We start from the raw sequence: 25,128 nt of genomic DNA on the forward strand, positions 1-25,128 counted from the left end.
AGGGCATCGGGCCCTGCGGCGTCACAGACCGAGCAGATCACTCGGCAGGGGCCTCGGCGCGGGTCCCCCCGGAGTCGGACGCCCCCTCACCAGCGCCCACTCCGCCATCGTCAGGGTCGTACGGAGATCGGCGCGCCCCTTGATCCCGAACTTCGTGTAGACGTGCGCCAGATGGGCCTCGACCGTCCGCACCGACACCACCAGCTGATGGGCGATCTCCTGGTTGCTCAAGCCCTGGACGGCGAGCCGGGCCACCTCCTCCTCCCGCGAGGTCAGCGCGGGAGGAGCCAGGAGGTCGAGCGCGGGCGTGTCAGCCAGGCCGCAACCCCGCGCAAGGGCCGCCGCCCTCGCGCGGGAGACCGCCGCCGCACGCCGGTCTCCCGCCCGTTCGTGCGCAGCAGCCGCCTCCGCCGCGGCGTCCGCGGCGAACAACAGCGCTCCGGCCCCCTCGAAACGGTGGCCGATGGCGTCGAGTCGATCCCCGGCTCCGACGGCGACTGCCTCGGCGTGTGCTGCGAGATCGACCACGAAGGGCGAGTCGAGCCGCTCGGCGAGATCTCGCAGCCTCTCCACGACCTCGGCGGCACGCCCGTAGCGCAGGGCACAGTGCAGGACGATCGCCTCGACGGCCGACTGCCCTTGTCGAGCGGCGAGGGCCGCGGCATCGAGGACGAGGCAGCCGGCGTCCGCGCTGCGGTTCTCCGCACCCGCCAGCCATGCCTGGGCGAGACGGGCCTGGGGGTCGAACACCCTGACCGGCCCAGATGGGGTGCTGCCCAGGTCGCCCAGGAGCTCCCGGGCGCCGGGGCGGTCACCGCTGAGCGCCTTGGCCATCGCGAGCAGCTGACGGCAGAGCCCTTCCAGGCCGACCGGGTCACCCCGCCGAAGACCGCCGAGGGCCTCGACGAGCCAACGGGTCGCCGGGCGTATCCGGCCGCCGGCCAGTGCCGCCCACCCGCGGTGCAGGCAGGCGATGGCGTCTCCGGCCCATTCCGGCGCCATGAGGTTGCTGCGATGCAGTTCCGCCGCGCGACGTTCCAGGTCGTGGATGCGCCCGGTCAGGTGGAGCGCCATGACCTCCGCCTGAGCCAGGACCACGCGCGCGAACGCAGCTTCGACGCACTCCCTCTCGGAACGGAGGGCCGCCCATCCCGCGCTGGTGGTCGCGAGCGCCTCTGTGGTGCGACCGGTCACGGCCAGCCCCGCGGCCGCGGCCGCGGCGGCCAGGGGACGGGAGGCATCGCCGTGCCCGCCCGAGGACAGCACGGGCGTGGCCAGTCGCACGGCGCGCTCGGGGTCCCCGCCGAGGAACGCCAGGACCGCCTCGGCCGCCGCCAACACCGCACGAGCTTCTTCCGAACCGACGGTGGCGGCCGCCTCGCGGAGCGCGGCAGCGGCGTCCTCGCCCCGTCGCAGGCCACAGAAGAGCGTCAGCGCCCGCGCCGCGGTCAGCCGGGCGCGGTCGTACTCCGTGGCGACCACCCGCGTCGCCTCGATCGCGAGCTGGACGCTCCGCTCCGGTCGGCCCAGCCACCGGGAGGCATCGACGAGCTCGAGGTGGGCCCGTGGGTTCGCACCCGCGTCGATGCCGGCACGCGCCAGCCTTTCGGCCGCAGCGTGGTCCAGCATGGCGTTCGCGCGCCGGGCAGCCTCTGCCAGCATGGGGGCGTCCGGTGCCGACACACCGCTGTCGAGCAGGGCGACGCACCGGCGCACCAGCTGACCATCGAGCCCGTTCCCGGTCCGTTCCTCGGCGAGCCGGCGCTGGATGAAGCACATGGCCGCCGCGGGAGCCTGGCTGCGAACCACCTCCACGTACAGCGGATGGCCGGCACGGACCGCACCGGATCCGCCCTCGGCGTCCGTGACTACACCGCGGCGCGCCAGGGAGGCGACCGCTTCCGGACTGCTCAGCGCGGCGAGCTGGTGGACGCTCACCGGTTCAGCGGTCGCCAGCACCTCGAGCGCCCTCCACTCGGTGGCGTCCAGGTGCCCGAGCTGCGCGAGGACGATCTCGGTCAGGCGTCCTGACGGGACCACGGGCCCCTCCCAGCGCCACAACCCGCAGGAACTCCCCAACCGTCCGGTGCGCACGCCGTCCTCGAGGAGCTCCCGGAGGAACAGAGGGCTCCCCTGGCTCAGCCGCCAGAGCCGCTCACCGGTCCGCGTCTCGACGTCCCCGCCCAGCGCCTGGCTGATCAGCCGCTCCGTGTCGGACCGTCGCAGCGGCTGCAGCTCGATCCGCGTGGCCAGCCCGTCCTTCCACAGGGGCGCGGCGGGGTCCGGCGTGGCGTTCCCGGTGCGTACGGACAGCACGAGCGTGACCGCGCCACTGGCAGCCAACTGGTGCAGCAGGGTGACCGACAGTGGGTCCAGGAGGTGCACGTCGTCGACGCCGAGGACCGGCACGGGGCCGGATCCGTCGCCAGCGATGGCGTGTGCCGCTCGTTGGAGCAGCACGAGCGCGTCCGAGGAGACGTCGATGGTCGCCAGGAGGTGCGCCAGCGCACCCAGAGGGACGAACGCCGCCGCACCCGTTCCTCGGGCCCACCGTGTCGGCTGCCCCGCGCGCTGGGCCAGGGACAGGGCCTCGCGGGCAAGCCGCGTCCGTCCCACCCCGGCCGGCCCCACGATGACGAGGCTGCGGGGTGGCTCGTCCTCCAGCGCGGAGGCGATCGCCGCGCAGGCGGCGTCCCGGCCGACCAGTGCCCAGCGCCCCTGGTCCATCAGGAGCTCAGGGTGTCCGTCGGCCCACGAGGTGGACGCCGACCACGTCGCTGACCGGTCCCTCTCTGCAGACGCGTCATCTCGCGCTCGGTGACCACAACCGCTCCCCCCGGGACCCCATCCGCGAGCCCGTGCGGCGGACCCTAATGAGGTGGGGAGATCACCGGGGGTGACGCGACCACAGCGGTACGAATTCGTACAGGAACACACCCGTCCGCTCGTCGATTCCTGACCGAGCGTGGCCTGTCGGTCACCAGCCGGTGGCTGGAACGGGCGCAGGGGGCGACCAGCCGACGGACACTCCCGACGGCCCGGCTGTGACCACGGACGGCGCAAAGGGTGTTGGCTGCGCCTGCAGCCATTCCGTCAGGACGGCGACGACCTCGGGCCGGTCCGCCGAGCGGCCGTCCAGCCGGGTCACCACGATCTCGTGGCGGGGACCAGCGCCCGGGTCCTCCCCGCTCCCGGTGGGCACCGCCGCGACCTCGACGGTGTGTTCCACGGTCAGCCCGGCGAGCACCACGAGGACCCGGGCATCCACGCTGCCGTTCCGGAGTGCGGTCAGGACGTCGGGCTCCGCGAGCAAGCGGGGACTGGAGGCGAGAAGCCTGCCCAGCCTCTGCTGCGCCACGACCGCGGGCCCTGCCGCGTGCCGCCCGGCCGCCGCCTCGGCGGCGTGCCGCTCCACCGCCGCCATGCGATGTCGCATCTCGGCCGGCGGGAGCGGCAGGACCGTCAGCGACGTGGCTCCGGCGCCGAAGCCGGCCGCCGCGCCGGTCACGCCGCCGACATCGCCGACCTCCACCGTCCAGATCGCTGCGGCCGCGTCCGGCGCCGTGGTGAGGACCAGCCGATCCTCGGGGACGCCGTCGCGGAGGAGGTCTCCCCACAGACGGACGGGCACGGCGACGGTGCCGCCCGTGGAGGCGGGCCCGGTGATCCAGGCGGCCAGCTCCCGGTGCGGCAGGCCTCCGGCGGCCACAGGGAGGAACAACCCGCCCACCACGATCACGACCACCGCGGGGACGGCCACGGCGACGCGCAGCAGTGGGTGCGGCCGTTCCTCCGGACGTCCGCGCGCGAGCGCGTCGGTGACGAGGGCCGCCAGGCCGGCGGCCGCCACGACCGCCAGCAGGAGGGCCCCCTCGGCCCCCCTCCACGGCAGCACCGCCAGGACCACCAGCGTCGCAGCGGCCATGGCGTGCGGCCGGAGCCAGCGGACGACGAGCCCGACGACGACCACCAGCCCGACGGCCAGGAGGAGCACGGTCCGCTCCGACCCGTCCAGGGACAGGTCCCGGGACCTTCCCGCCGGCACCGCACCGAAGGCGCCGAATGCGCCGACTGCGAGCAGCAGGGCCATCGCGAGCCACACCGCGGGATCCGCCATCCCGCTCCGTCCCCGCACGGTCGTGTACCGCCGACCGGTGACCGGGTGCGCCGGATGCGCGGCGGTGCCGTTCGCCGGCACCGGTGCGACCGACCGTCGTGGCCGTCCCGTGCCCGGCTGGCCGTGGGTGAGGACGGCGGCGAGGCCGGCGGCCAGCGGCACCGCGAGCAGGGGCTCGGTGACCACCCCGACCGCGATCGCGAAGGCCCCGAGGAGCATCGCCGGCCGACGGCGCACCAAGGCCACTGTCAGCGCGCCGCCTGCGGCCCACGCGGCCCCGAGGAGGGAGGGCCCGGCCGTGGCCAAGGCCGTCACTGCCGGGCCCATGGCCACGGTCGCGGCCAGGGGCACGGCCACGGCGAGCGGTCGCAACCGGCGCGTGGCCACGAGCACCAGCACGCAGATCACGACGACGCCCGACGCGACGACGGCCGGTTCCCGGCCACCGGTGAGCACCGTGGCGTGGCGGTCGAAGGCCCCCGTCAGGGCGGCGTAGCCGACCAGCTGCTCACGTGCCGGCCACTCCCCCGGTCCGACCGTCGGGCCGCCGTCGATGCCCCGCACCGCGGCGAGCGCGCCGGCGACGAACCGCGCCTCCCCCGTCGTGGCGGGGTGCGCCGACGCGACGGCGGCTACCCGCGCGACGAGCAACGCACCGAGGGCACCCAACGCCGTGAGTGCCACTGCACGACGCACGGCCGGCTGCCCGGCGACGCTCATCCGCGCCCACCGCCAGCGCGCGGCGAGAACCCGGTGGAGGAGGCCCGCCAGTGACCAGAGGATCAAGCCGACGCCGATCCAGGGCAGGGCCAGGAGCAGGAGCTGGAAGACGCCCAGCGTGGTGACGGCGACGTCACCGGTCCGCGCCGCTGCGTCCAGGCGCCGGAGGTACTCCAGGGTCGCCTCCCAGGCCGCGGGCAGGAGCCGGGGCACCGCGATGAGGAAGGCCACCAGGTACAGGGTCAGCACCGGGACCACCACCACGACCCAGAGCAGGACCAGTCGCCGGGCCCGCGGCTTGAGCTGACGCATCAGCGGGTGCGCCGGGCGCCAGGGAAGGAGGCTCCCGAGCACCGGCCTGACGTACCCGAACAGGTCGGGGACACCGAGCAGGTCGGCGAGGACGTAGTAGCCATCCATCCGGAGCAGGGGCAGGAACTGCCAGGCCGTCTCGACGTGCTTCCCGATGAGCGCGAGGAGCAGCCACGGCTCGCCCGTGCCGATGTACACCAGGCCCAGCCCGAGCATGAAGACGGCGTTGAAGTAGACGCCACCCAGATCCGTCCGCAGCCGCCCGACGCGGTCCAGTCGGTAGCTGTCGGTGACCGTGCTGTAGAAGGCCGGCCAGACCAGGTAGAGGCCGACGCCGATGTCGCCCGGGCGGGCCCCGCCGTACCGGCAGGCGGTGACGTGGCCGCACTCGTGGACGGCGGACGCCACGATGCCGAGGCCCAGGATCGCGAGGATCAACGTGGGGTGCAGCGCTATGTCACGGACGCCGGCCACCATGCGGCCCACGACGTCCCCCTGCGCGACGATCCAGAGGTCGGTGACGACGAACGCAGTCAGGAGCCCGATCCAGACCGGCCGGACGAACAGGACCCGGAAGAATCCGGCGATGCGCCATGCCACACCGGCGGAGATCACCCCGACCCGGTAGCGCAGGGCGAGCAGGGGGTCCGACCGGACGGGGGCCGGAGTCGGGGTCGGGGCCACGGTCGTTCCGTCCTCGGCAGTGCGCTGGGAGCCGCGGTCGGGCGCGATCAACCCGACGGGCCGCAGCCGCTCCTCCACGAGGAAGGAGACCTGTTCGGCCGTGAGGTGCTGCTCCAGCTCCGCCCCGACCTGCGCCGCGACCTCCCCGTCGTCGCGCGTGCCGTCGAGGGAGCACGCCACGCGGTAGAGGAGTCCGGGCAGTTGCATCGCCTGCCCGTCGGCCCGCTGGACCAGGTACTTGGGTTCCTGGTAGGCCGAGTCCTTGTACTCCCCGAGGAGCTCGATGCCCTCCGCCAGGCGGTGCACGGGGAAAGCGCCCGCCGTCGAGGGCGTCAGGACGTCGCTGTCCGCCACACGCACCCCGGGCACCCCCTCCTCGAACGGAACTCCGGACACGAGGAGGGGCGGCCGTGTCCGGCCGCCCCTCCGTGCGACGCCGGGCGCTGCGCGTCAGCGATCCAGCGACCGGGCTCAGCCGCCGTAGAAGTTGCTGCCGGCGGCGGCCGCGGCGAACGCGCTGTTGAGCTGGTCACCACCGACGTTGATGTTGCCGGCATTCACGGCGACGGCGATGGCCAGGTTGCCGCTCTGGCTGGTGTAGCCGCCCCACGAGTCCATCGTGGTGCGCGCGGGCAGTAGCTCGACCTTCTGGTCCTCGAACATGGTGCTCTCCTCAGGGATCGGTATGCCGGGGATCCGCCACGGGGAGGACGACGGGGGCCTCCCGCCGAGCCTGTCCCGCTCGCCCCGTGGGCTGCCGAGATCGGGCCGCGGTCCGAAGTCGACGGCGGAAGTGTCTGCCGGTCCCGGTAGGCCGGACAACGGTGGGCGGCACCTAACCCGCCGGGCTTCGATCCCTACCTCCCGCCCGGATCACCACGTCCGGCCGGGGCCGCTGTACGTAGGGAGAGCACCGGCTACTGACCTCGGGACGCCCGCGCCGCAGTGCACGAACGGAAAGGAGGGGCGGTCGGGTCCCGACCGCCCCTCCCCGTCCCGGCCACCGGGAACCGGTGGCCGGGATCGATCCGTCAGCCGAAGTTGCTGCCGGCCGCGGCCGCGGCAAAGGCCTCGTTGGCCTGGAACCCGTACAGGTTGACGTTGCCGTGGTTCACGGCTGCGGCCACCGCGGTGTTGTAGCTCTGTGAGGTGTAGCCGCCCCACGTGTCCATCGTGGTGCGTGCCGGCAGCAGCTCGACCTGCTGATCCTCGAACATGGTGTCTCCTCAGGATCGGTACTGGGATGGGGTCCGCCAGGAAGAACGACGACAGCGGTCGTCGTCCGGCCTTCCCGCTCGCTCCGTGGGCGCCGGTTCCGGCCGCGGTCCGGAATCGACCTCGGAAGTGTCTGCCGGTCCCGGAAACGCGGGCAACGGTGGAGAGCACCTAAACCCACCACAGCGTGCCGAGGCCTCACCCGGATCACTACTGCGAGCGCACGGCGCCGGTACGCAGCAGAGCGGCCAGGTACGGATTCCCCGAACCCGGGGACCGGGGTGCCGCCCGGGGTCCCCGGCGACCGGCACGATCCGCCACCAGCACCCGGTTCGTCCGGTCGGGAAGTGCTTCCCGCGGCGGATCGCGCCGGGAACGCCGTCGTCCGCCGACCGGGACGGCCGCCTGGGGGCGTTCCCTGCCAGTGCGAGGAACCCTCGGTCCTCCACGGTCAGCGGTCAACGACGTTCCGCCCGATGCGGGCGACACCTGCGCCGTCGACCTCCGGATCCCGCCGAGGTAGCGGGGCCGCGCGCCTGTCCAGGGCATCGAAGAGCTCGGGGCGGCCTCTGATGCCGAGCTTGCTGTAGACGTGCGCCAGGTGCGCCTCGACGGTGCGGACCGACAGCACGAGCCGGTCGGCGATCTCCAGGTTGGTGAGGCCCCGGCTGGCGAACCGGGCCACCTCCCCCTCGCGCGCCGTCAAGTCCGGCGGAGAGAGAGCACCCAGGGCCGGCGTCTTGACGAGGCCGCCCTCCCGTGCCAGGGCCATGGCCCTCGTTGCCGCCGATGCCGCCGCTCGCCGGTCGCCGGCGCGCTCGTGCACGGCAGCGGCCTGCGCAGCGGCGTCCGCGGCGGGCAGCAGGGCGCTCGCCTGCTCGAAGGCACGACTGACGGTGCTCAGCCGATCGGCCGAGCGCGCGACGGTGGCCTCGGCATACGCCGCGAAGTGCACCCCCAGCGGTGAGTCGAGGCGCTCGGCCAGGTCCCGTAACCGGTCCACGACCTCCGCTGCTCGATCGAAGCTCAGCGCGCTGTGGAGCATGGCCGCCTCGACCGCCCACTGCCCGTGCTCGGCGGCGAGTCGCGCCGCCCCGAGGGCCAGCCGGCCCGCGTCGGCGGTCCGGCCCTCCGCCGCGGCGACCCAGGCGCGGGACAGGTGCACGTCCGGGTCGAAGGCAGTGATGGCCGGCTGAGGAGTTCGATCGACGACGCAGAGGAGCTCCTTCGCGCCGGCCACGTCGCCGGAGAGGGCCTTCGCCCTCGCCAGCAGCGCGACGCAGATCCGCCGCATGCCGGTCGGATCGAGTCGCTCGAAGCCGAGGAACGCCTCGTTGAGCCACCGCATCGCCGGCCGTGGTCGGCCGCACGCCAGCGCTGCCCACCCGCGGTGGAGGCAGGCGACGGCGTCCCCCGCCCACTCCGGGAGAGCCAGGTTGCGCCGGTGCAACTCGGTCGCGCGGCGGTCGAGTTCCAGGAACTGCCCCCCGAGGTGCAGCGCCATGATCTCCGCCTGCGCGAGGGCGATACGCGCGAAGCCCGGCTCGGTCACCTCGGGCAGCCCCCCGAGCGCCTCCCAACCGGCGCGCGCGGTGGCGAGGGCACGCCCGGTCTCCCCGATCATGGCGAGTCCCGTCGCGGCAGCGGCTGCTGCCAGCGGCCCGGCGACGCCGCCACCGGTGTCCGAGCCGAGCACGGCCGTGGCCTGCCGGACTCCACGCGTGGGATCACCGCCGAGGACCGCCAGGAGCGCCTCGGTGGCCGCGAGGACCGCCCGGTCCTCGTCTCCCCCGACAGTGCCGGCCACGTGGGCGAGGAGAGCCGCTGCATCCCGGGCCCGCCCCCATCCGCAGAAGAGAGTGAGCGCACGGGCGGCGGTCAGCCGCACTCGGTCCTCCTCCGTGACGGCGAGGCGCGTCCCCTCGATCGCCAGCTGCTCACCGGCCTCCAGATCGCCTCGCCAGTAGGTTGCCTGGAACAGGGGGAGGTAGGCCTCGGCCCCCCCTCCTGCACGGATGGCGGTGCGTGCCAACCACTCGGCCCGGGGATGGTCGGACATCGCGATCGCTCGCCGGGCGGCCTGCACGAGGAGTGGCGGACCCGGCGCCGGGGCGTCGCTGTCCCAGTCCACGGACGGCCTTCGCAGCAGCTCCTCGGGCGACGCGGCGTGCCGGTTCCCGTCGATGAGCCGTGTTCCGAGGAGCCTCAGTCCGGCTGGGGATGCCCGGCAGCGGACGACTTCGGCGTGCAGCGGGTGCGACACCTGCACCCCGGTCGAGCCGCCGGGGTCGGCGACGGTGATCAGCCCGCGGCGTTCCAGCCGGGCGACGGCGTCCTGGCCGGCGAGGTCGACCACCTCCTGGACGCTCGCCGCCTCCCCGGTGGCGAGCGCGTCGAGGGCCTTCCACTCACCGGCATCGAGCTCACCGATCTGCATGAGGACGATGTGCCTCAATCGCTCCGACGGTGTCATCGGGCCGTCCCACCGCCACAGACCCCGGTCGACGCGGAGCCGTCCGGTCTGCAGGCCGTCTTCCACCAGTTCCCGGAAGTACAGCGGCGTGCCTTGGCTCAGGCGCCACAACGCCTCGCTCGTGCGGGTCTCCACGTCGCCGTCGAGAACCATCCCGGAGAGACGCTCGAGGTCCGCACGCACGAGGGGATGCAACTCCAACCGCTTGGCCAGACCGTCCTTCTAGAGGGGTGTCGTGGGGTCTGCTGCGACCGGGTCGGTTCGAACCGTGAGGACCAGGGTGGCCGCACCTGTGACGGCCAGGTGGTGGAGCAGGGTGATCGACAGCGCGTCCAGGAGGTGCACGTCGTCGACACCCAGCACCGGAGGTGCCTCCGATCCGTCCCCGCCGATGGCGTGAGTAGCGCGCTGGAGCAGGACGACAGGGTCCGTGGCAGCGTCCGCGGCCGGGAGGAGGTGGGTCAGCGCACCGAGCGGTATCCGGCCGGCTGCGGCGCTTCCCACCGCCCATCGCGTCGGTCGGTGCGACGCCTCGGCGCGACGCAAGGCCTCCCGCGCGAGTCGCGTCCGACCGACACCGGCCGGCCCCGTGACGACGACACTGCGGCTGGGACGGGCATCCAGCGCATCTGCGACGGCCGCACTCTCCTGGTCACGCCCGACCAACGGCCAGCGGTCAGGCCGCATCAGCCCGACGCCTTCCCCGCATGCGGACCGTCGGCACTCCGCAGCGGGGCCCGCCGCACGCCCTGGGGCACACCACCTGCTCCGTCACGGCCGTCTCCCCCTCGCCCAGCCAGAGCGCTCGCCCGGGCACGCTACTTCGGAACGGAAGCGTCCGGATACGGGGCCGACGTCAGCCCTCACGACAGGTGGCGGCTGACACCAGCCGCCGTCGGGTCCTCACCGGCGGTGGGCGGGGCGTCACGCACCCGGCGGCCACGCGACCAGGACCCCCTCCGGACCCGGGGTCACCTCGGAGGGAGCGATTCCCGGCGCCCAGGCGGTGAGCCGCTGGGTCAGGGCGGCGACGACCTCGGGGCGTGCGACCGGGGCGTAACCGAGGGAGGTGATCAGGAGATGACGCCGGGGCAGCGCAGGATCGTCCCCGACGGCGACGGGCACGTCGGCAACGGTGACCGCGTACTCGTGCGTCAGGGAAGCCAGAACCACGAGGACCCGCATGTCCACACTGCCGTCACGAAGCGCACCCAGCACATGCGGCGACCCCACGAAACCGGGCCGCTCCGCGAGCAGGCCGCCGAGCGAACGTCGCGCGGCATCCTGCTCCGCCTGCAGGACGACGAGCTGTTCCTGGACCGCCTCCTGGTCACGGGCCGCAACCTCGGCGCGCTGGTCGGCCCGGGCCCGCGCGATCGCCTCGGACCGGGCCCGGGCGGACATCTCCACCGTCAGGGCGGTCCCGCCGCCGGCGAACGTAGCGGCGGGCTGCGTGCCCGGCCCGGGGGCGCCGACCACGACCGTCCAGTCCGCGTCGGCGTCGGTGCCCGCACGGACGAGGCGGGACGGAGGCACGCCGTTCCGCACGAGGTCACCCCACAGGCCCGCCGGGACCGCCACCGTGCCCGTCGGCCCGTCCGGTGCCGAGATCCAGGAGGCGAGCGCCGCGTGTGGTGGCACGGGGGCCGCAACGGGGAGGAAGAGAGTTCCGGCCAGGATGAGGAGCGCGGCCGGTACGGCGACGGCGGCACGGTGCAGCGGGTGAGGCCTGTTCGCGACCGGCCGACGGAGGAACGCCGCGGTCATGAGCACCGCGAGCAGTCCCGAGGTGACCACCGCCAGGGCGAGAGCGTCGCCCGACGCCGGCCACGGCAGCACCGCCAGCACGGTCGCCGACCCAGCCGCCGCGGCGAAGGGCCGCAGCGGCCACAGGGACCGCAGCACCAGGCCGCCGAGGACGACGACGGTGGCGGTGAGCAGGAGAACCATGCGCTCGGAACCGTCGAGGGGGCTACCGGCGGCGGCAGCCCCGAGGGTCGCGGCGCCTGCGCCCAACGGCAGGACCACGGCAACCGCGAGCCACCTCCGGGGGTTCCCCGGCGCCGACGTCGACTCGGCATGCCTGGCGTGCCCCGCCCTGTCCGAGGAGGCCGACGCGGCGATCCTGCGCCAGAGGTCACGCGGCCCCCGGTGATCTGCCGCGGCGTGCCCGGGCGTCTCGTGCCGGCCGGCCGGATGCCCTGTCCTGGCCAGCAGCAGCACCGCGATGGCGGCCGCCAGCGGAACGGCGAGGAGTGGCTCCGTGGCGGCCCCCACCGCGATCGCGACCGTCCCGACCGCTGCCACGCCCCTGCGCCGGGTGCACGCCACGAGCAGCACGCCGACCGCCGCCCAGGCGACGCCCACCGTGCCCGAACCGACCGTGGCCAGCATCGTGACAGCCGGTCCCATCGCGAGGATCGCCACGAGCGGCACGCCGACCGCCAGCGGTGGCAGTCGGCGCATGCCGACGAGAGCGACGAGGCAGACGACCAGCACCGCGCAGGCCAGCACGGCGATCTCCCGGGCGCCGGCGACCACGGTGGCGTGCCGATCGAAGGCCCCCGTCCCACGGGCGAACAGCACGAGCTGCTCGCGGAGAAGCCAGTCCCTCCACCCGGGAGCGAAGTCACCGTCGTGCCCGCGCACCTCGGCCAGCGCGCTGTCGGTCAGCGTCGTCTCATCCGGCGTCGCGGGACGCGACGACGCTGTGTGGACGACCCGCACGAGGAGGAGAGCGCCGACGGTGACGAGGCCGGCCAGGCTCGCCAGACGGCGCACCGCCGCCCTCGTGTCCGGGCGGAGCCGGGCCAGTCCCGAGCGGTCCGCGAGCCGGCGGCCGACCACGTCGACCAGCATCCAGAGGGCCATGACACCGCCGGCCCAGGGCAGCAGCAGGAACAGGAGCTCGGTGACTCCCAGCACCGTGGTCACGATGTTGCCGTCCCGAGCGGCGCGGTCGACCACCTGCAGGTAGTTCAGCAGCGCCTGCCAGGCAGCCGGCAGGAGTCGGGGCAGCGCGACGGCGAAGAAGGCCAGCCAGAAGAGCAGCGTCGGCACGACCGCCACCACCCACAGGACGATGATCCGCCGCGCCCGCGGCTTGAGCTCGCGCACTGCCGGGTGCGTCGGACGCCCCGGCAGCACGCTGAGCAGCGCCGGCTTGACGTAGCTGAACAGGTCCGGCACGCCGACGAGGTCGCCGAGGATGTAGTAGCCGTCCAGCCGCAGACTGGGGAGGAGCTGCCAGGCCGCCTCGACGTGCATCCCGAGGAGCGCGAGCAGCAGCCAGGGCTCTCCCGTATGGAGGTGGACCAGCCCGAGGCCCGCCATGAAGATCGCGTCGATGTACAGCCCGCCCAGGTCGGTGCGCAGCCGGCCCACCCGGTCGAGGCGGTAGCTGTCGGTGACCGTGCTGTAGAAGGCCGGCCACACCAGGTACAACCCCACGCCGATGTCGCCGGGTCGGGCACCGCCGTAGCGGCAGGCGCCCACGTGGCCGAACTCGTGGAGGACTCCGGAGAGCACCGTGAGTCCGAGGATGACGAGGAGGAGGCCGGGCCGACGGCCCATCTCCCCCAGGCCGGCGACCATCCGGTCCACCAGGTCGCCCCGGAGGAGGATCCAGGCGTCCACCGCGACGAAAGCCGCGAGGAGGAGGGTCCAGACGGGCCGGCGGAACAGCGGCTGGAAGAGCCCGGCGATGCGCCAGACGACTTCGGCCGGGATCACGCCCACCCGGTATCGCAGCGCGAGCAGGAGGTCCGACCGGACCGGCAGTGGGATGTCGGCCGCCCGGTCCTGCGGATCGTCGGGGGCAGTCCGGTCCGGGGCGACGACGCCCACCGGACGAAGTCGCTCCTCGATCAGGAACGCCACCTCGTCCGCGGTCAGGTCAGCGCCCGACTCCCTGCTCAGGACAGCGGCGATCTCGTCGTCCCGGCGGCCGTCCAGTGAGCACGCCACCTGGTAGAGAAGGCGGGGCAGCTGCATGGCCTGGCCGTCCGACCGCTGGACCAGGAACTTCGGCTCCTCGTAGGCCGAGTCGCGGTACTCACCGAGCAACTCCGTGCCCGGCGCCAGCCGATGAACGCCGTCCGCGTCGCCGGCAGGCTGCGGCACGGCGCCGCGCTCCGCCACGCTGGTCACGTCCGACACCTCACCCGCTCGGACTCAGGAGCAGACGAGAGAGGGGCGGCCGGGGACCGACCGCCCCTCCCTGTCACCTCGGATGACGGTGCAGCGTCGGGAGACGACCACACCGCCTGCATCAGCCGAAGAAGTTGCTGCCGGCCGCGGCCTCGGCCACGGCGACGTTGAGCTGGCTGCCGAACACGTTGACGTTGCCGTAGTTGACGGCTGCCGCCACGGCGAGGTTGCCGCTCTGGATGTTGGTGCTACGACCCCACTTCTTCATGGTGGTGCGCGGCGGAAGGAGCTCGACCTGCTGGTCCTCGAACATGGGATTCCCCTCAGCATCGGTTGTGGTGTGGACTGCGGAGCGAGGAGTCACGGGCGGGCCCGTGACACCTGTACGAGCTCTGCGTGGCCGGCCGGCCCCGGACACGGTCCGGGACCGGCCGGGCACACGTCAGGGAGCGCCGAAGTAGAAGAAGTTGCTGCCGGCCGCGGCGGCCGCGCTGGCGACGTTGACCTGGTCGCCACCGAAGTTGATGTTGCCCGCGTTCACGGCGATGGCGATGGCGATGTTGCCGCTCTGGATGTTGGTGCTGCGACCCCACTTCTTCATGGTGGTCCGCGCCGGTAGCAGCTCGACCTGCTGGTCCTCGAACATGGATGTTCTCCTCAGGATCGGTACTGGGATGGACTCGGCAGGAAGGATTCACAGCGGTGTCCGTGGGCCCTTCCGGCGTGCCCGGGGACTGACTGCCGCCTCCGGCCGCGGTCCGGGGACGACGGGCGAAGTCTCGACCCGTCCGCCGACGGCCAACAAGCGCGTCGATTACTGCTTCCAGCGCGACGAGCCACGTAGTCGACGACGCACAGCACTGCCTCTCGCACCAGGACCACGTACTCATCCGCGGGGACTGCGCAAGCAACGGTCCCGGAACTGCAAAGGGCTCGACGGAACGGTCTCCCGTGCTAGAGATGCGAGGTTTGCGCCCCGCCCATCGCGTCTCGGCGCACGTCGCCGGCGGTCAGGGACGCCGGCGCGGTGGAACCGGCGCGGCCGGACGGGTGTTGTGCGGCGAATTTCTCGGGTCATGCCTCGGCGCAGTAGTCGGCCGAGCAGGTATCGCTGCCCGCGAGCGCAGACCGTCAGCCACCTGGAGACGACGGCGTCGGCCGGTCGCCGGCACCGGTGCCCCGGAGGCGCTCCACCATCTTGTCCGCCGGGGGCTTCTGTGCTGGCCTTCTCGTCCATGAGCCGCGTGACACATCCCGCCATGGGTGCTCTCGTCCAGGCCCTGCTGCCCGTGCTGGTGACGGCCTGCGCGAACTCCTCCAGCTGGAGCACGAGCGGTTCCGCTGCTGCGGCCGGCTCTCCCGGCGCGGCCGCCCGACCCGGCCAGCCCCGCTCTGGCGGGCGGGGCGCTCCCGGCGGCGCGGGGGGATCCGGTGGATCCGGCGGAAGCGGTGGCATCAGCGTCGTGTCCTGCTTCGGCAGCACCTGCTCCGTGACGCTGTCGGGGGGTGGCTCGAGTGCGTCGCTCAACGGTAGGAGCTTCTCCGTCGAGGGCATCCGAGACGGCCGGGTGACTCTCCGGGTGAACGATCGATCCGTTTCCCTTGCCGAGGGAGAGACCGTCCCGGTCGAGAGCGTGCGGCTGACCTGCACGATGGTGACCGGCGGCACGGTCACGTTCACCGTGACAGATCGCTGACGGCCTCACGGGTATCGACGCCCTGTCTCACCGGGACGGCTCCGGCACGACCGCGGGCGAAGGGCGGCTCAGGCGGTGGGCACCTCGGCGGCCAGGATCGCGCCGAGGACGCCGTTGACGTACGCCGGCGAGTCATCGGTGGACAGCGCCTTGGCCAGCTCCACCGCCTCGTCGATGACCACGACGTCGGGGACGTCGTCGGCCCACAGCAGCTCGAACACCGCCATGCGCAGGATCGCCCGGTCGACGTCGGGCAGCCGGTCGATCGACCAGTTGGACGCGTGCGCGTCGATCAGCGCGTCGATGCGGACGGCGTGTTCGGCCACGCCCTCGACCAGGCGGATCGTGTGCTCGGGGACGGGCGGTGGGGTCTCCATCCGGTCGCGGAGGACGGCGAGGCGGTCGCCACCCCGTACGTCGGCCTCGTAGAGGACGTCGACGGCGCGCTTGCGCGCCTTGGAGCGGGCAGCCATGGAGGTGCCGGGCTCAGTTGACGCGGCCGAGGTACCGGCCGTCGCGGGTGTCGACCTTCAGCTTCTCGCCGGTGGTGATGAACAGCGGGACCTGGATCTGGGCGCCGGTCTCCAGCGTCGCGGGCTTGGTGCCGCCGGTGGAGCGGTCACCCTGCAGGCCCGGGTCGGTGTGCTCGACCACGAGCTCCAGGGTGACCGGGAGCTCCACGTAGAGCGGGGTGCCGTCGTGCACGGCGACGATGACCTCGGTGTTCTCGAGGAGGTAGTCCGCTCCCCCGCCGACGGTCTCGGCCGGCACGTGGATCTGGTCGAACGTGTCGCCGTCCATGAACACGAAGTCGGCGCCGTCCTTGTACAGATAGGTCATCGACCGCTTGTCGACGTTGGCCGTCTCGACCTTCGTGCCCGCGTTGAAGGTCTTGTCGACGACCTTCCCCGAGAGCACGTTCTTCAGCGTCGTCCGCACGAATGCACCGCCCTTGCCGGGCTTGACGTGCTGGAAGTCGGTCACCGTCCAGAGCTGGCCGTCCAGGTTGAGGACGATGCCGTTCTTCAGGTCGTTGGTGGTAGCCATCTAGAGAACCAGCAGTTCCTTGCTCGTGAGGGTCAACAACTCGGGCGCGTCGTCGGTGACGATCAGGGTGTCCTCGATCCGGACACCGCCGTGGCCGGGCAGGTAGACGCCCGGCTCCACGGTGACGGCCATGCCGGCGGCCAGCCTACCCGCGCCGAGCGGGCCGATGCCCGGCGCCTCGTGGATCTCCAGGCCCACGCCGTGCCCCAGGCCGTGGGTGAAGTGCTCACCGTGGCCGGCGGCGGCGATGACGTCCCGGGACGCCGTGTCCACCGCGACGACGTCGGCGCCGACGGCGAGCGCCGCCCGGCCGGCCGCCTGCGAGGCCGCGACCAGCTCGTAGACCTCCCGCTGCCAGTCCGCCGCGTGCCCGAGCACGACGGTGCGGGTCATGTCGGAGTGGTAGCCGTCGACGGTCGCGCCGAAGTCGAGCTTGAGGAAGTCGCCGTCGCGCAGCTCGGTGGCGTCCGGGCGGTGGTGCGGGATCGCCGAGTTGGCGCCGGTGGCCACGATCGTCTCGAAGCTCGGCGCCTCGGCGCCGAGGGTGAGCATGCGGGCGTCGAGCTCCCGGCCCACCTCCAGCTCCGTCCGGCCCGGCCGCAGCGCCCCCTCGGCGGCGAGCTCGGCCAGCGCCTGGTCGGCGACCGCGCAGGCGCGGCGCAGCGACTCGATCTCGTCGTCGTCCTTGATCGCCCGCTGCCCCTCCACCGCGCGGCGGACCGAGGCCAGCTCCGGCAGGGTCCCACCCGCCGCGGCGTCGGCGAGCACCTTCTCCAGCTGCGCCAGCCCGTCGACGGTGAGGTCGTGGGACTCGTAGCCGAGCCGTCCGGCGCCCCGGCGCACCGCCTCGCGGGCGATCCCGGCGACGGTGGCCCGGTCCACGAGCACCTCGACGCCGGGCACCTGGGTCTGCGCCTGGGTGGTGTAGCGACCGTCGGTGCCGAACAGGTCGGCCCCGGAGGCATGCACCAGGAGGACGCCGTTGGACCCGGTGAACCCGGTCAGGTACCGCACGTTGAGCAGATTGGTCACCAGGACGGCGTCGAGACCCCGCTCAGCGGCGACCCGCCGCAGGGCGTCCCGGCGACCAGCTCTGCTGTCCACCCGCCCCGCCGCCCCAGCGGTAGTCACTTCACGCCCTGCTGCGCGAGCCACCCCAGGGCCAGGATGTAGCCGCTCACGCCCAGACCCGCGATCACGCCGTCGGCCACGCCGGAGACGTAGGAGTGGTGCCGGAACTCCTCGCGGGCGTGGATGTTGGTGATGTGCACCTCGACCAGCGGCGCGTTGAGCCCGGCCAGGGCGTCCCGCAGCGCCACGGAGGTGTGCGACCAACCGCCGGGGTTGATCAGCACCGGGTCGGCGGCGTCGGAGGCCGCGTGGATCCAGCGCAGCATCTCCCCCTCGTCGTCGGTCTGCCGGACCTGCACCTGCACGCCCATCTCGCGGCCGGTCGCCTCCACCAGCTCCACGAGTTCGGCGTAGGTCGTCGTGCCGTACTTCTGCGGCTCCCGCAGGCCGAGCCGGCCGATGTTGGGGCCGTTGAGCACCTGGATCGTCACGACTTCTCCTCGCTGGCGCTCGTCGGCGCCGTGCCGAATCGGGCTGTGCCGTCGCATGACCTCGCGAGCTCGGTCATGTAGTTCCTCCGGATGTGGCCGCCCAGGCGGCGTCGAGCCAGGCCTGGGAGGGGTCGGTCATGATCGTGGGGTTGCCGAGCCCGTCGAGGACGACGAACCGGAGGGTGGCGCCCCGGGCCTTCTTGTCGACCCGCATCACCGACTGGAGCGTCGCCCAGTCGCCGGCGTACCGGGTGGGCAGGGCCATGGCGTCGATCAGCGTCCGGTGCCGCGCCACCTCGCCCGGGGTCAGCAGGCCGGCCTGACCGGCCAGCTCGGCGGCGAAGACCAGGCCGACGGCGACCGCCTCACCGTGCCGCCACCCGAAGTCCTCCACCCGCTCGATCGCGTGGGCCAGGGTGTGCCCGTAGTTGAGGAACTCGCGGCGGCCGAGGTCGTAGAGATCGTCGCCCACAGCGTCGGCCTTCACCTGCACCGCCCGCTCGATGAGCTCCGCGGTGCCCTGGCGACCGGTGGGGTCCTCGTCCAGGAGCCGCAGGATCGCCGCGTCGGCGATGAAGCCGCACTTCACCACCTCGGCCAGGCCCGACCGGAACTCCGCGTCGGGCAGACCGGCCAGGGCGTCGGTGTCGGCGAGCACGGCGGCCGGTGGATGGAATGCGCCGACCAGGTTCTTGCCGGCCGCGGTGTTGATGCCGGTCTTGCCCCCCACGGCGGCGTCGACCATCCCGAGCAGGCTGGTGGGCACCTGCACCACCCGGACGCCGCGCGTCCAGGTGGCCGCGACGAAGCCGGCGAGGTCGGTGACCGCTCCGCCACCGATGCCCACCACCGCGTCAGATCGGGTGAGCCCCAGGCGGCCGAGTTCCTCCCACAACCCGGCGGCGACCGCGGCGGTCTTGGCCGCCTCCCCGTCCGGGACGACGAGGGCCTCGGCCGCCACGCCGGCGCTCTGCAGCGTCTCCACGGCGGCGCCGGCGAGGGCGGCCAGCGGCGGGGCGTGCACGACAGCGGCCTTCGCCGTCCCGGCGAGGACGAGCCCCAGCTCTGCCTGAGCCCCCGGACCGATGACCACCTCGTAGGGCTTCTCCCCCGGGACGGTGACCCGCCGCGTCGCCGTGCGACCGCTCATCGGCCGGTCCTCGCTGCGGGCAGCGCGGCGAGGATCTCGGCGACGACGTCCTCCGGCGGCCGGCCGCCGGTCTGCACGGTGAGCGTCGCGACCTCGCCGTAGAGCGGCGCGCGGGTCTCGAGCATGTGGCGCAGCATCTGTCGCGGGTTGACCCCCAGGATCGGGCGGTCGCGGGACAGGCCCACCCGCTTGGCCGCCGACGGCAGGTCGACGTCCAGCCACACCACCGTCCCGCCGGCGCGGCCGTAGGCCACCAGCAGGTCGCGGGTGCCGGCGCTGGTCACCGCTCCCCCGCCCAGTGCCAGGACGCCGTCGTGGCCGGCGAGCGCGGCCGCCACCGCCTGTTTCTCCAGCGCCCGGAAGTGCGGCTCGCCCTCGGCGACGAAGAGGTCGGCGACAGTGCTCCCGGCGGCGGTCTCGATGTCGTGGTCGGTGTCGCGGAAGTCCGCGCCCAGGGCGTCGGCCAGCGCGATCCCCACCGTCGTCTTGCCCGACGCCGGGGGGCCGACGAGCACGAGGAGCGGAGTGCTCATCGGATCGGCAGCGAGTCGAGGTACGCCCGCGCGTTGCGGCGGGTCTCGGGCACCGAGTCGCCGCCGAACTTCTCCAGGACGGCGTCGGCGAGCACCAGCGCCACCATCGCCTCCATGACGACGCTGCCTCGGGGTACCGCGCACGCGTCACTGCGCTGGTTGATCGCGACGGCGGGCTCCAGGGTCGCGGTGTCCACCGTGGCCAGGGCGCGGGGAACGGTCGAGATCGGCTTCATCGCCGCGCGCACGCGGAGCACCTCGCCGTTGGTCATGCCACCCTCGATGCCCCCGGCCCGGTCGGTGCGGCGCTGCACGCGCTGCTGCCCGCCCTCGGGGCCCGCGTAGTCGATCTCGTCGTGGGCCACCGAGCCCCGGCGACGCGCGGTCTCCAGTCCGTCGCCCACCTCGACGGCCTTGACCGACTGGACGCCCATGAGCGCCCCGGCCAGCCGCGAGTCCAGCCGGCGGTCCCAGTGCACGTGGCTGCCCAGACCCGGCGGCAGCCCGTGGACGACGACCTCGATGACGCCGCCGAGGGTGTCACCGTTCTTCCGGACGTCGTCGATCTCGGCGATCATCCGCTCGCTGGTCGCCGGATCGGCACAGCGGACCGGGTCCTCGTCGATGCGCGCGTTGTCCTGCGGACCGGGGAGCACGCCCTCGGGCACGACGACCGGGCCGATCGCCACGACGTGGCTGACCACCTCGACGCCGAGCACCTGGCGCAGGAACGCCTGAGCGACCGCCCCGAGCGCCACGCGGGCCGCGGTCTCCCGGGCGCTGGCCCGCTCGAGCACCGGCCGGGCGTCGCCGAAGCCGTACTTCTGCATGCCGGCGAGGTCGGCGTGACCGGGGCGCGGGCGGGTGAGGGGCGCGTTGCGCGCCTGCCCGGCCAGCACGTCGGCGTCCACCGGGTCGGCCGACATCACGGTCGACCACTTGGGCCACTCGGTGTTCCCCACCTGGATGGCGATCGGGCCGCCCTGGGTCCGGCCGTGCCGCACACCACCGCTGAGGGTGACCTCGTCCTGCTCGAAGGACATGCGCGCGCCCCGGCCGTGTCCCAGCCGGCGGCGGGCGAGCTGGACGTCGATGTCGGAGGTCTGCACCTCCACGCCGGCGGGCAGGCCCTCCAGAATCGCGGTGAGCTGCTGACCGTGCGATTCCCCTGCGGTCAGCCAGCGCAACATGCCCGTGATTCTAAGAGGACCCCCTGCCCCCCTTCCCCTCGCAGGCTCGGGGCGGGCCCCTGCAGGGGGCCGTTCCATCACCTCACTGGCTCGGGCGGGCCACTGAAGGGGGCCGCTCCAGTCCCTCACCAGGCACCACGGGCGGCGGCAATCCTCGGCTCCGGACTGCGGGCCTCGCGTTGCAGCACGAGGTCCGCGGCCCGACGGGAGGAACGGTGGCGCTCGTCGGTGGCCGCGGGCCTCCGGTGCCGGAACGACGACGTCGGCTCGTCCGTTAGCCGAGGGAGACAGCGCCGAGCGTCAGTACCAGCACGGCCCCGGTCAACAGCGGCGGCCCGAACGGGATCGCCGTCCGCCAGCCCGCCCGCCGGGTCGCGAGCAGGAGCAGCGACACGACCGCGCCGGTCAGCAGCCCCAGGAAGACCCCCGTCATGAGGACGCCCCACCCGAACCAGCCGAGCACCAGCCCGAGCAGCCCCAGCAGCTTCACGTCGCCGAAGCCGAAGCCGTCGGGCGAGAGCACGGCGGCGCCGGCACCGACGGCGAAGGAGACGACCGCGGCCAGCAGGCCGCGGAGGAACGCGTCCCAGGTGCCGAGCACCGCCGCGTCGACGAGCAACGCGACGGCGCACACCGCGGCCGCCGGGTAGGTGACCCGGTCGGGCAGCCGATGACTGGCGAGGTCGACGGCGCCCAGGACGACCGCTGCCCCGGCCGCCCACCCCAGTGCCACCGTCGCCGGCCGGAGACCGGTCAGTTCGACCGCTCCGACCAGCAGGACCGCGACCAGCCCCGTCATGACGCCGATCCGTGCGAGCGAAGGGACGGCGTCGTGATCCCGGGTCGTGAGGCGGACGGCCACGCGGGCCAGCCAGGGCCCGAGCAGCACGGCGATCAGCAGGGCGGCGCCGAGCAGCACCGGTCGGGAGATCTCCACCGGGGACGGCCGTCAGGAGGTGGCGATAGCCGCGTCGAGGGCGGTGCGCATGGCCTCGAGGGGAGCCGGGAGGCCGGTCATGAGCTCGACCTGGGCCGTCGCCTGCCAGAACAGCACGTCCAGCCCGCCGGTGACCGTGCCACCGACGGAGGCCACGTGCGAGGCCAGGACAGTGGGCCAGGGCGCGTAGAGCACGTCGAGCAGCGTGTGGTCCGGGCGCCACGGCAGCGCGAGCAGCGCGGGCTGCGCCTCGACCGGCACCGTGCTGATCACGAGGGGGGCGTCCACCGTCGCCCGGGGAATCGGGGTGATGGTGGCGGGCACGTCGAGCGCAGCGAGGACGCGCACGACCTCCCGGGCCCGCGTCGGCTCCCGGACGACGACGTCGACGTGCTCGGCGCCCAGCGAGGCGAGGGCCACCGCCGCGGCAGCCGCCGTCCCGCCCGCACCGATGACCACCGCGGAGCCGACCTGCTCCACCCCGGCGAGCTGGAGCGCCATGCCGATGCCGGTGACGTCGGTGTTCTCCGCCCGCCAGCCCTCCGGAGTACGCACCAGGGTGTTCGCCGCGTGCAGCAGGCCCGGCAGCGGCGCGACCACGTCGGCGACGTCCACGGCCGCCTGCTTGCACGGCATGGTCACCGAGAACCCCCGCCACTCCTCGCCCAGACCGGCGAGGAGCACCGGCAGGTCGGCAGACCCGATGTCGAGGGCGTCGTAGGTCCAGTCGGTGAGCCCGAGCGCCACGTACGCGGATCGATGCAGGACCGGGGAGAGCGAGTGGGCGACCGGCCGACCGAGGACCGCTGCCCTCATGTCATCCCTCCGGGTTCTCCCGCAGCCACTGCCGGAAGAGCTCCACGTTCTGGTCGTGCTCCGCCTTGGTGGCCGCGAACCGGGTGTCACCGGTGTCGGGGTCGACGACGACGAAGAAGCGCCAGTCCCCCGGAGTGGGGTTCAGCACCGCGCGCAGCGCGTCCTCCCCCGGGTTGTTGATGGCGCCCGGGGGCAGGCCCGGATAGAGGTAGGTGTTGTACGGCGACGGGTTGGCCCGGTCGGCGGCCGTGGTGGTGATGCCGCCCTTGTCGTTGGCGTAGTTGACCGTCGTGTCGAGCTGCAGGGCCATGCCGTCGGCGAGCCGGTTCTCCAGCACGCGGGCGACCTTGCCCATGTCCTCGACGTTCCCGGCCTCGGCCTGCACGAGGCTGGCCTTGGTGACCACGGCCAGCCGATCGGCTTCGGGAATGCCGAGCCCGGTGAGGACCTCGGTGCCGCGGCTGACCATCTGGCGCAGCACGTCGACGGGTGCGTCGTCGGGCTCGACGTCGTAGGTGGCCGGGAAGAGGAAGCCCTCCAGCTGACCGTTGGCGTAGGCGGGCAGGCCCAGGGCGGCGGTGTCGACCGCGGCGGCCTGGAACTCCTCCACCGGGCGACCGGTCTCCTCGGCGAGGCGGGCCAGGGTGCGCTCGACGGTGAGCCCCTCCGGGATGGTGACCCGGGACAGCACCCGAGACGTGGGGTCGAGCAGCAGATCGAGGGCGGCCTGGCCACTCATCTGCAGTCGCATCTCGTAGACACCGGGCTGGATGCCGACCGACGCGGCGTTGCTCTCCGCCGCCTCCACGAAGGGGCCGACGGAGGCGACGACGTCGGCCCCGACCAGGGTCCGGCCGATGTCGCTGAGGGTGTCGCCGTCCTGCACGCGGATCGGGACCTCGCCGGTGCCCTGCCCCGTGTAGTCCTTCGCGGTCGGGTCGATCAGCTCGATCAGCTTCTGCCCCCCCAGGACGATGCCGACCACGATGCCGGCGAGCACGAGCAGCGACCCGATGACCGCGACGGGGCTCCGGCGCCGGCGAGCGCGGCCGTTGCGCGGGTCGTACGGCTTGACGGGAATGTCCTCGCCGAACGCCGGGTCGTGCACGAGGGAGTCCTCGTCGAGGTCGGAGTGGCCGATGAGGTGGCCGTCGTCGGCGTGCTCCTCGGCCCGGGCCCGGCGTCCGCGGCGGCCGCGGCGCCGGGGGGCGTCCTCCTCGACGTGGGCGCCGATGACCTCCAGGCCACCGGTCTGGTCCTCCCAGAGGTGCCCGTGATCAGGGTCCAGGACGTGCGCGTCCGTCGCGTCGTCGTCGGCACGATCGTCGTCGGACAGGTGGGAAGCGCCCACGGGTCCGGGAGTCTGCCTTCCCGACCGGGTCGTGTCGAGGGGGGCGCCCGGGAGCACCGGCGCGGCGACGGTCTCGTCGTCGGCGGTGTCCTGGCGGGGGTGCAACCGGTCCCACACGCCCAGGGGGCGGGGCGGCAGAGGTGCGGAGGGGTGGCTCGGCGGCAACCCGCCGCCGGTGCCCCAGCCGTCCGGATCCTGGCTGCCGCCACCGTGGCGGGCGCTCAGGGGATGGTCGGGGTGGTCGCTGGACCCGTAGGACCACCAGTCCGGCTCGACGAGCGGACCGGTCTGGTCGCCAGTGCGGTGAGCGTGGCGGTCGAGGACGCCGGGCGATCGCCGGGAGGCGCCGGAGGTCGTGCGCCCGACCGGGTCGAAGCCGCCGGTGACGTAGGGCGGGACCTCGTAGCGGGCCGGCTCGTAGCGCGGGACGCCGAATCCGTAGCCGTCCGTCCCGGGCAGGGAACCGTCGGGCGAGGAGTGCCGCCCCCCGCCGAAGTCCTTCACGAGCGCGGCCGCCGGCTGTCGAGGAACTGTTGCAGGATGACCACGGCCGCCGCCTGGTCGATCACCGCTCGCTGCTTGCGGCTGTCGATGCCGCCCTCGCGCAGGTGACTGGCTGCGGTCACGGTGGAAAGCCTTTCGTCGATCAGGATCACCGGCACATCCGGAATGCGGTCGGCTAGTTCCTGAGCGTAATCGGCAGCGTCGTGGGCGGACGCGCCCGACGCACCCGACAGGTGCACCGGCTCTCCCACCACCACCTCCGTCACCTCGTGTTCCACGACGAGGGCGGCGAGGCGGTCCAGATCCGACTTGTCCTTGGCCCGGCGGAGCGTCTCCAGCGGGCTGGCGAGCGTGCCGGTCGGGTCCGACAACGCCAGGCCCACGCGGACGGTGCCGACGTCGACACCGAGCACCCGCCCCGCGGACCGCTGCGCCGAGGGCCGGCGCGGCGGCACCTTGAGGTGCTCCGGCCAACCGCCGCTCAGGTCGATCTCGCTCGTCTCGTTGGAGACGGGCGGGAAGCCACGGCCGAGGTCCAGCTCGGTCGTCGGGTGGTACTGCGGCTGCGCCGGGGTCGCGCGGGGCCGTGCCGGCGGCACGGCCGGCAGCTCGCGCCGCCGCCCGCCGACCGGGCCGGTGTCCTCGGGGTTGTACTCGGATCCGGACACGTT

20 protein-coding genes are annotated in these 25,128 nt (G+C 73.6%); all 20 read right to left on the reverse strand.

The window, feature by feature from the left end:
* Positions 1-21: 21 nt before the first annotated feature.
* The gene (locus FHU33_RS13395) at positions 22-2,727 is read right to left on the reverse strand and encodes a helix-turn-helix transcriptional regulator (RefSeq protein ID WP_142025785.1); all 2,706 of its coding nucleotides are present in this window, start codon (positions 2,725-2,727) and stop codon (positions 22-24) included.
* A gap of 250 nt (positions 2,728-2,977) precedes the next feature.
* Positions 2,978-6,202, reverse strand: coding sequence for a hypothetical protein (locus tag FHU33_RS13400; protein WP_142025786.1), 3,225 nt, complete (start codon positions 6,200-6,202; stop codon positions 2,978-2,980).
* Between the two features lie 102 nt (positions 6,203-6,304).
* Entirely contained in the window at positions 6,305-6,496 is a 192-nt protein-coding gene (locus FHU33_RS13405; RefSeq protein WP_142025787.1) for a hypothetical protein, read from the reverse strand.
* Between the two features lie 368 nt (positions 6,497-6,864).
* Positions 6,865-7,050 (reverse strand): hypothetical protein, encoded by a 186-nt coding sequence (locus FHU33_RS13410; RefSeq protein WP_142025788.1) that lies wholly within the window; start codon positions 7,048-7,050, stop codon positions 6,865-6,867.
* 449 nt (positions 7,051-7,499) lie between these two features.
* Positions 7,500-9,704 carry a helix-turn-helix domain-containing protein gene (locus FHU33_RS13415; protein ID WP_142025789.1) on the reverse strand — a complete coding sequence of 735 codons (2,205 nt, stop codon included), beginning with the start codon at positions 9,702-9,704 and terminating at the stop codon, positions 7,500-7,502.
* A 39-nt stretch (positions 9,705-9,743) separates the two neighbouring features.
* Positions 9,744-10,208, reverse strand: coding sequence for an AAA family ATPase (locus FHU33_RS26395; protein WP_142025790.1), 465 nt, complete (start codon positions 10,206-10,208; stop codon positions 9,744-9,746).
* 237 nt (positions 10,209-10,445) lie between these two features.
* Positions 10,446-13,670: a DUF2968 domain-containing protein gene (locus tag FHU33_RS13425; RefSeq protein ID WP_142025791.1), complete on the reverse strand. Its 3,225-nt coding sequence runs from the start codon at positions 13,668-13,670 to the stop codon at positions 10,446-10,448.
* A gap of 121 nt (positions 13,671-13,791) precedes the next feature.
* A complete protein-coding gene (locus FHU33_RS13430) occupies positions 13,792-13,983 on the reverse strand; it encodes a hypothetical protein (RefSeq protein ID WP_142025792.1) in 192 nt (63 codons plus the stop codon).
* 129 nt (positions 13,984-14,112) lie between these two features.
* A complete protein-coding gene (locus FHU33_RS13435; protein ID WP_142025793.1) occupies positions 14,113-14,316 on the reverse strand; it encodes a hypothetical protein in 204 nt (67 codons plus the stop codon).
* Positions 14,317-15,435: 1,119 nt separating this feature from the next.
* On the reverse strand, positions 15,436-15,840 hold the full coding sequence (gene nusB, locus FHU33_RS13440; RefSeq protein WP_142025794.1) for a transcription antitermination factor NusB: 405 nt from the start codon (positions 15,838-15,840) through the stop codon (positions 15,436-15,438).
* A gap of 13 nt (positions 15,841-15,853) precedes the next feature.
* A complete protein-coding gene (efp, locus tag FHU33_RS13445) occupies positions 15,854-16,414 on the reverse strand; it encodes an elongation factor P (protein WP_142025795.1) in 561 nt (186 codons plus the stop codon).
* Positions 16,415-17,545 carry a M24 family metallopeptidase gene (locus FHU33_RS13450; protein ID WP_246063598.1) on the reverse strand — a complete coding sequence of 377 codons (1,131 nt, stop codon included), beginning with the start codon at positions 17,543-17,545 and terminating at the stop codon, positions 16,415-16,417.
* A complete protein-coding gene (gene aroQ, locus FHU33_RS13455; RefSeq protein WP_142025797.1) occupies positions 17,542-17,976 on the reverse strand; it encodes a type II 3-dehydroquinate dehydratase in 435 nt (144 codons plus the stop codon). The genes FHU33_RS13450 and aroQ overlap by 4 nt, the downstream gene beginning before the upstream one ends.
* Before the next feature lie 73 nt (positions 17,977-18,049).
* Positions 18,050-19,126, reverse strand: coding sequence for a 3-dehydroquinate synthase (aroB, locus tag FHU33_RS13460; RefSeq protein ID WP_142025798.1), 1,077 nt, complete (start codon positions 19,124-19,126; stop codon positions 18,050-18,052).
* Complete coding sequence (locus FHU33_RS13465; RefSeq protein ID WP_142025799.1) at positions 19,123-19,659, reverse strand: shikimate kinase; 537 nt, start codon at positions 19,657-19,659, stop codon at positions 19,123-19,125. The genes aroB and FHU33_RS13465 overlap by 4 nt, the downstream gene beginning before the upstream one ends.
* Positions 19,656-20,849 (reverse strand): chorismate synthase, encoded by a 1,194-nt coding sequence (aroC, locus tag FHU33_RS13470; protein WP_142025800.1) that lies wholly within the window; start codon positions 20,847-20,849, stop codon positions 19,656-19,658. The genes FHU33_RS13465 and aroC overlap by 4 nt, the downstream gene beginning before the upstream one ends.
* A 274-nt stretch (positions 20,850-21,123) precedes the next feature.
* Positions 21,124-21,786 (reverse strand): prepilin peptidase, encoded by a 663-nt coding sequence (locus tag FHU33_RS13475; RefSeq protein WP_142025801.1) that lies wholly within the window; start codon positions 21,784-21,786, stop codon positions 21,124-21,126.
* A gap of 12 nt (positions 21,787-21,798) precedes the next feature.
* Positions 21,799-22,602 carry a shikimate dehydrogenase gene (locus FHU33_RS13480; protein ID WP_142025802.1) on the reverse strand — a complete coding sequence of 268 codons (804 nt, stop codon included), beginning with the start codon at positions 22,600-22,602 and terminating at the stop codon, positions 21,799-21,801.
* Between the two features lies 1 nt (position 22,603).
* Positions 22,604-24,457: an endolytic transglycosylase MltG gene (gene mltG / locus FHU33_RS13485; protein WP_246063600.1), complete on the reverse strand. Its 1,854-nt coding sequence runs from the start codon at positions 24,455-24,457 to the stop codon at positions 22,604-22,606.
* Entirely contained in the window at positions 24,454-25,125 is a 672-nt protein-coding gene (gene ruvX / locus FHU33_RS13490; protein ID WP_142025803.1) for a Holliday junction resolvase RuvX, read from the reverse strand. Before ruvX ends, mltG begins: the two co-directional genes overlap by 4 nt.
* Between the last annotated feature and the right edge of the window lie 3 nt (positions 25,126-25,128).

Source organism: Blastococcus colisei (genome assembly GCF_006717095.1).
GTDB lineage: Bacteria > Actinomycetota > Actinomycetes > Mycobacteriales > Geodermatophilaceae > Blastococcus_B > Blastococcus_B colisei.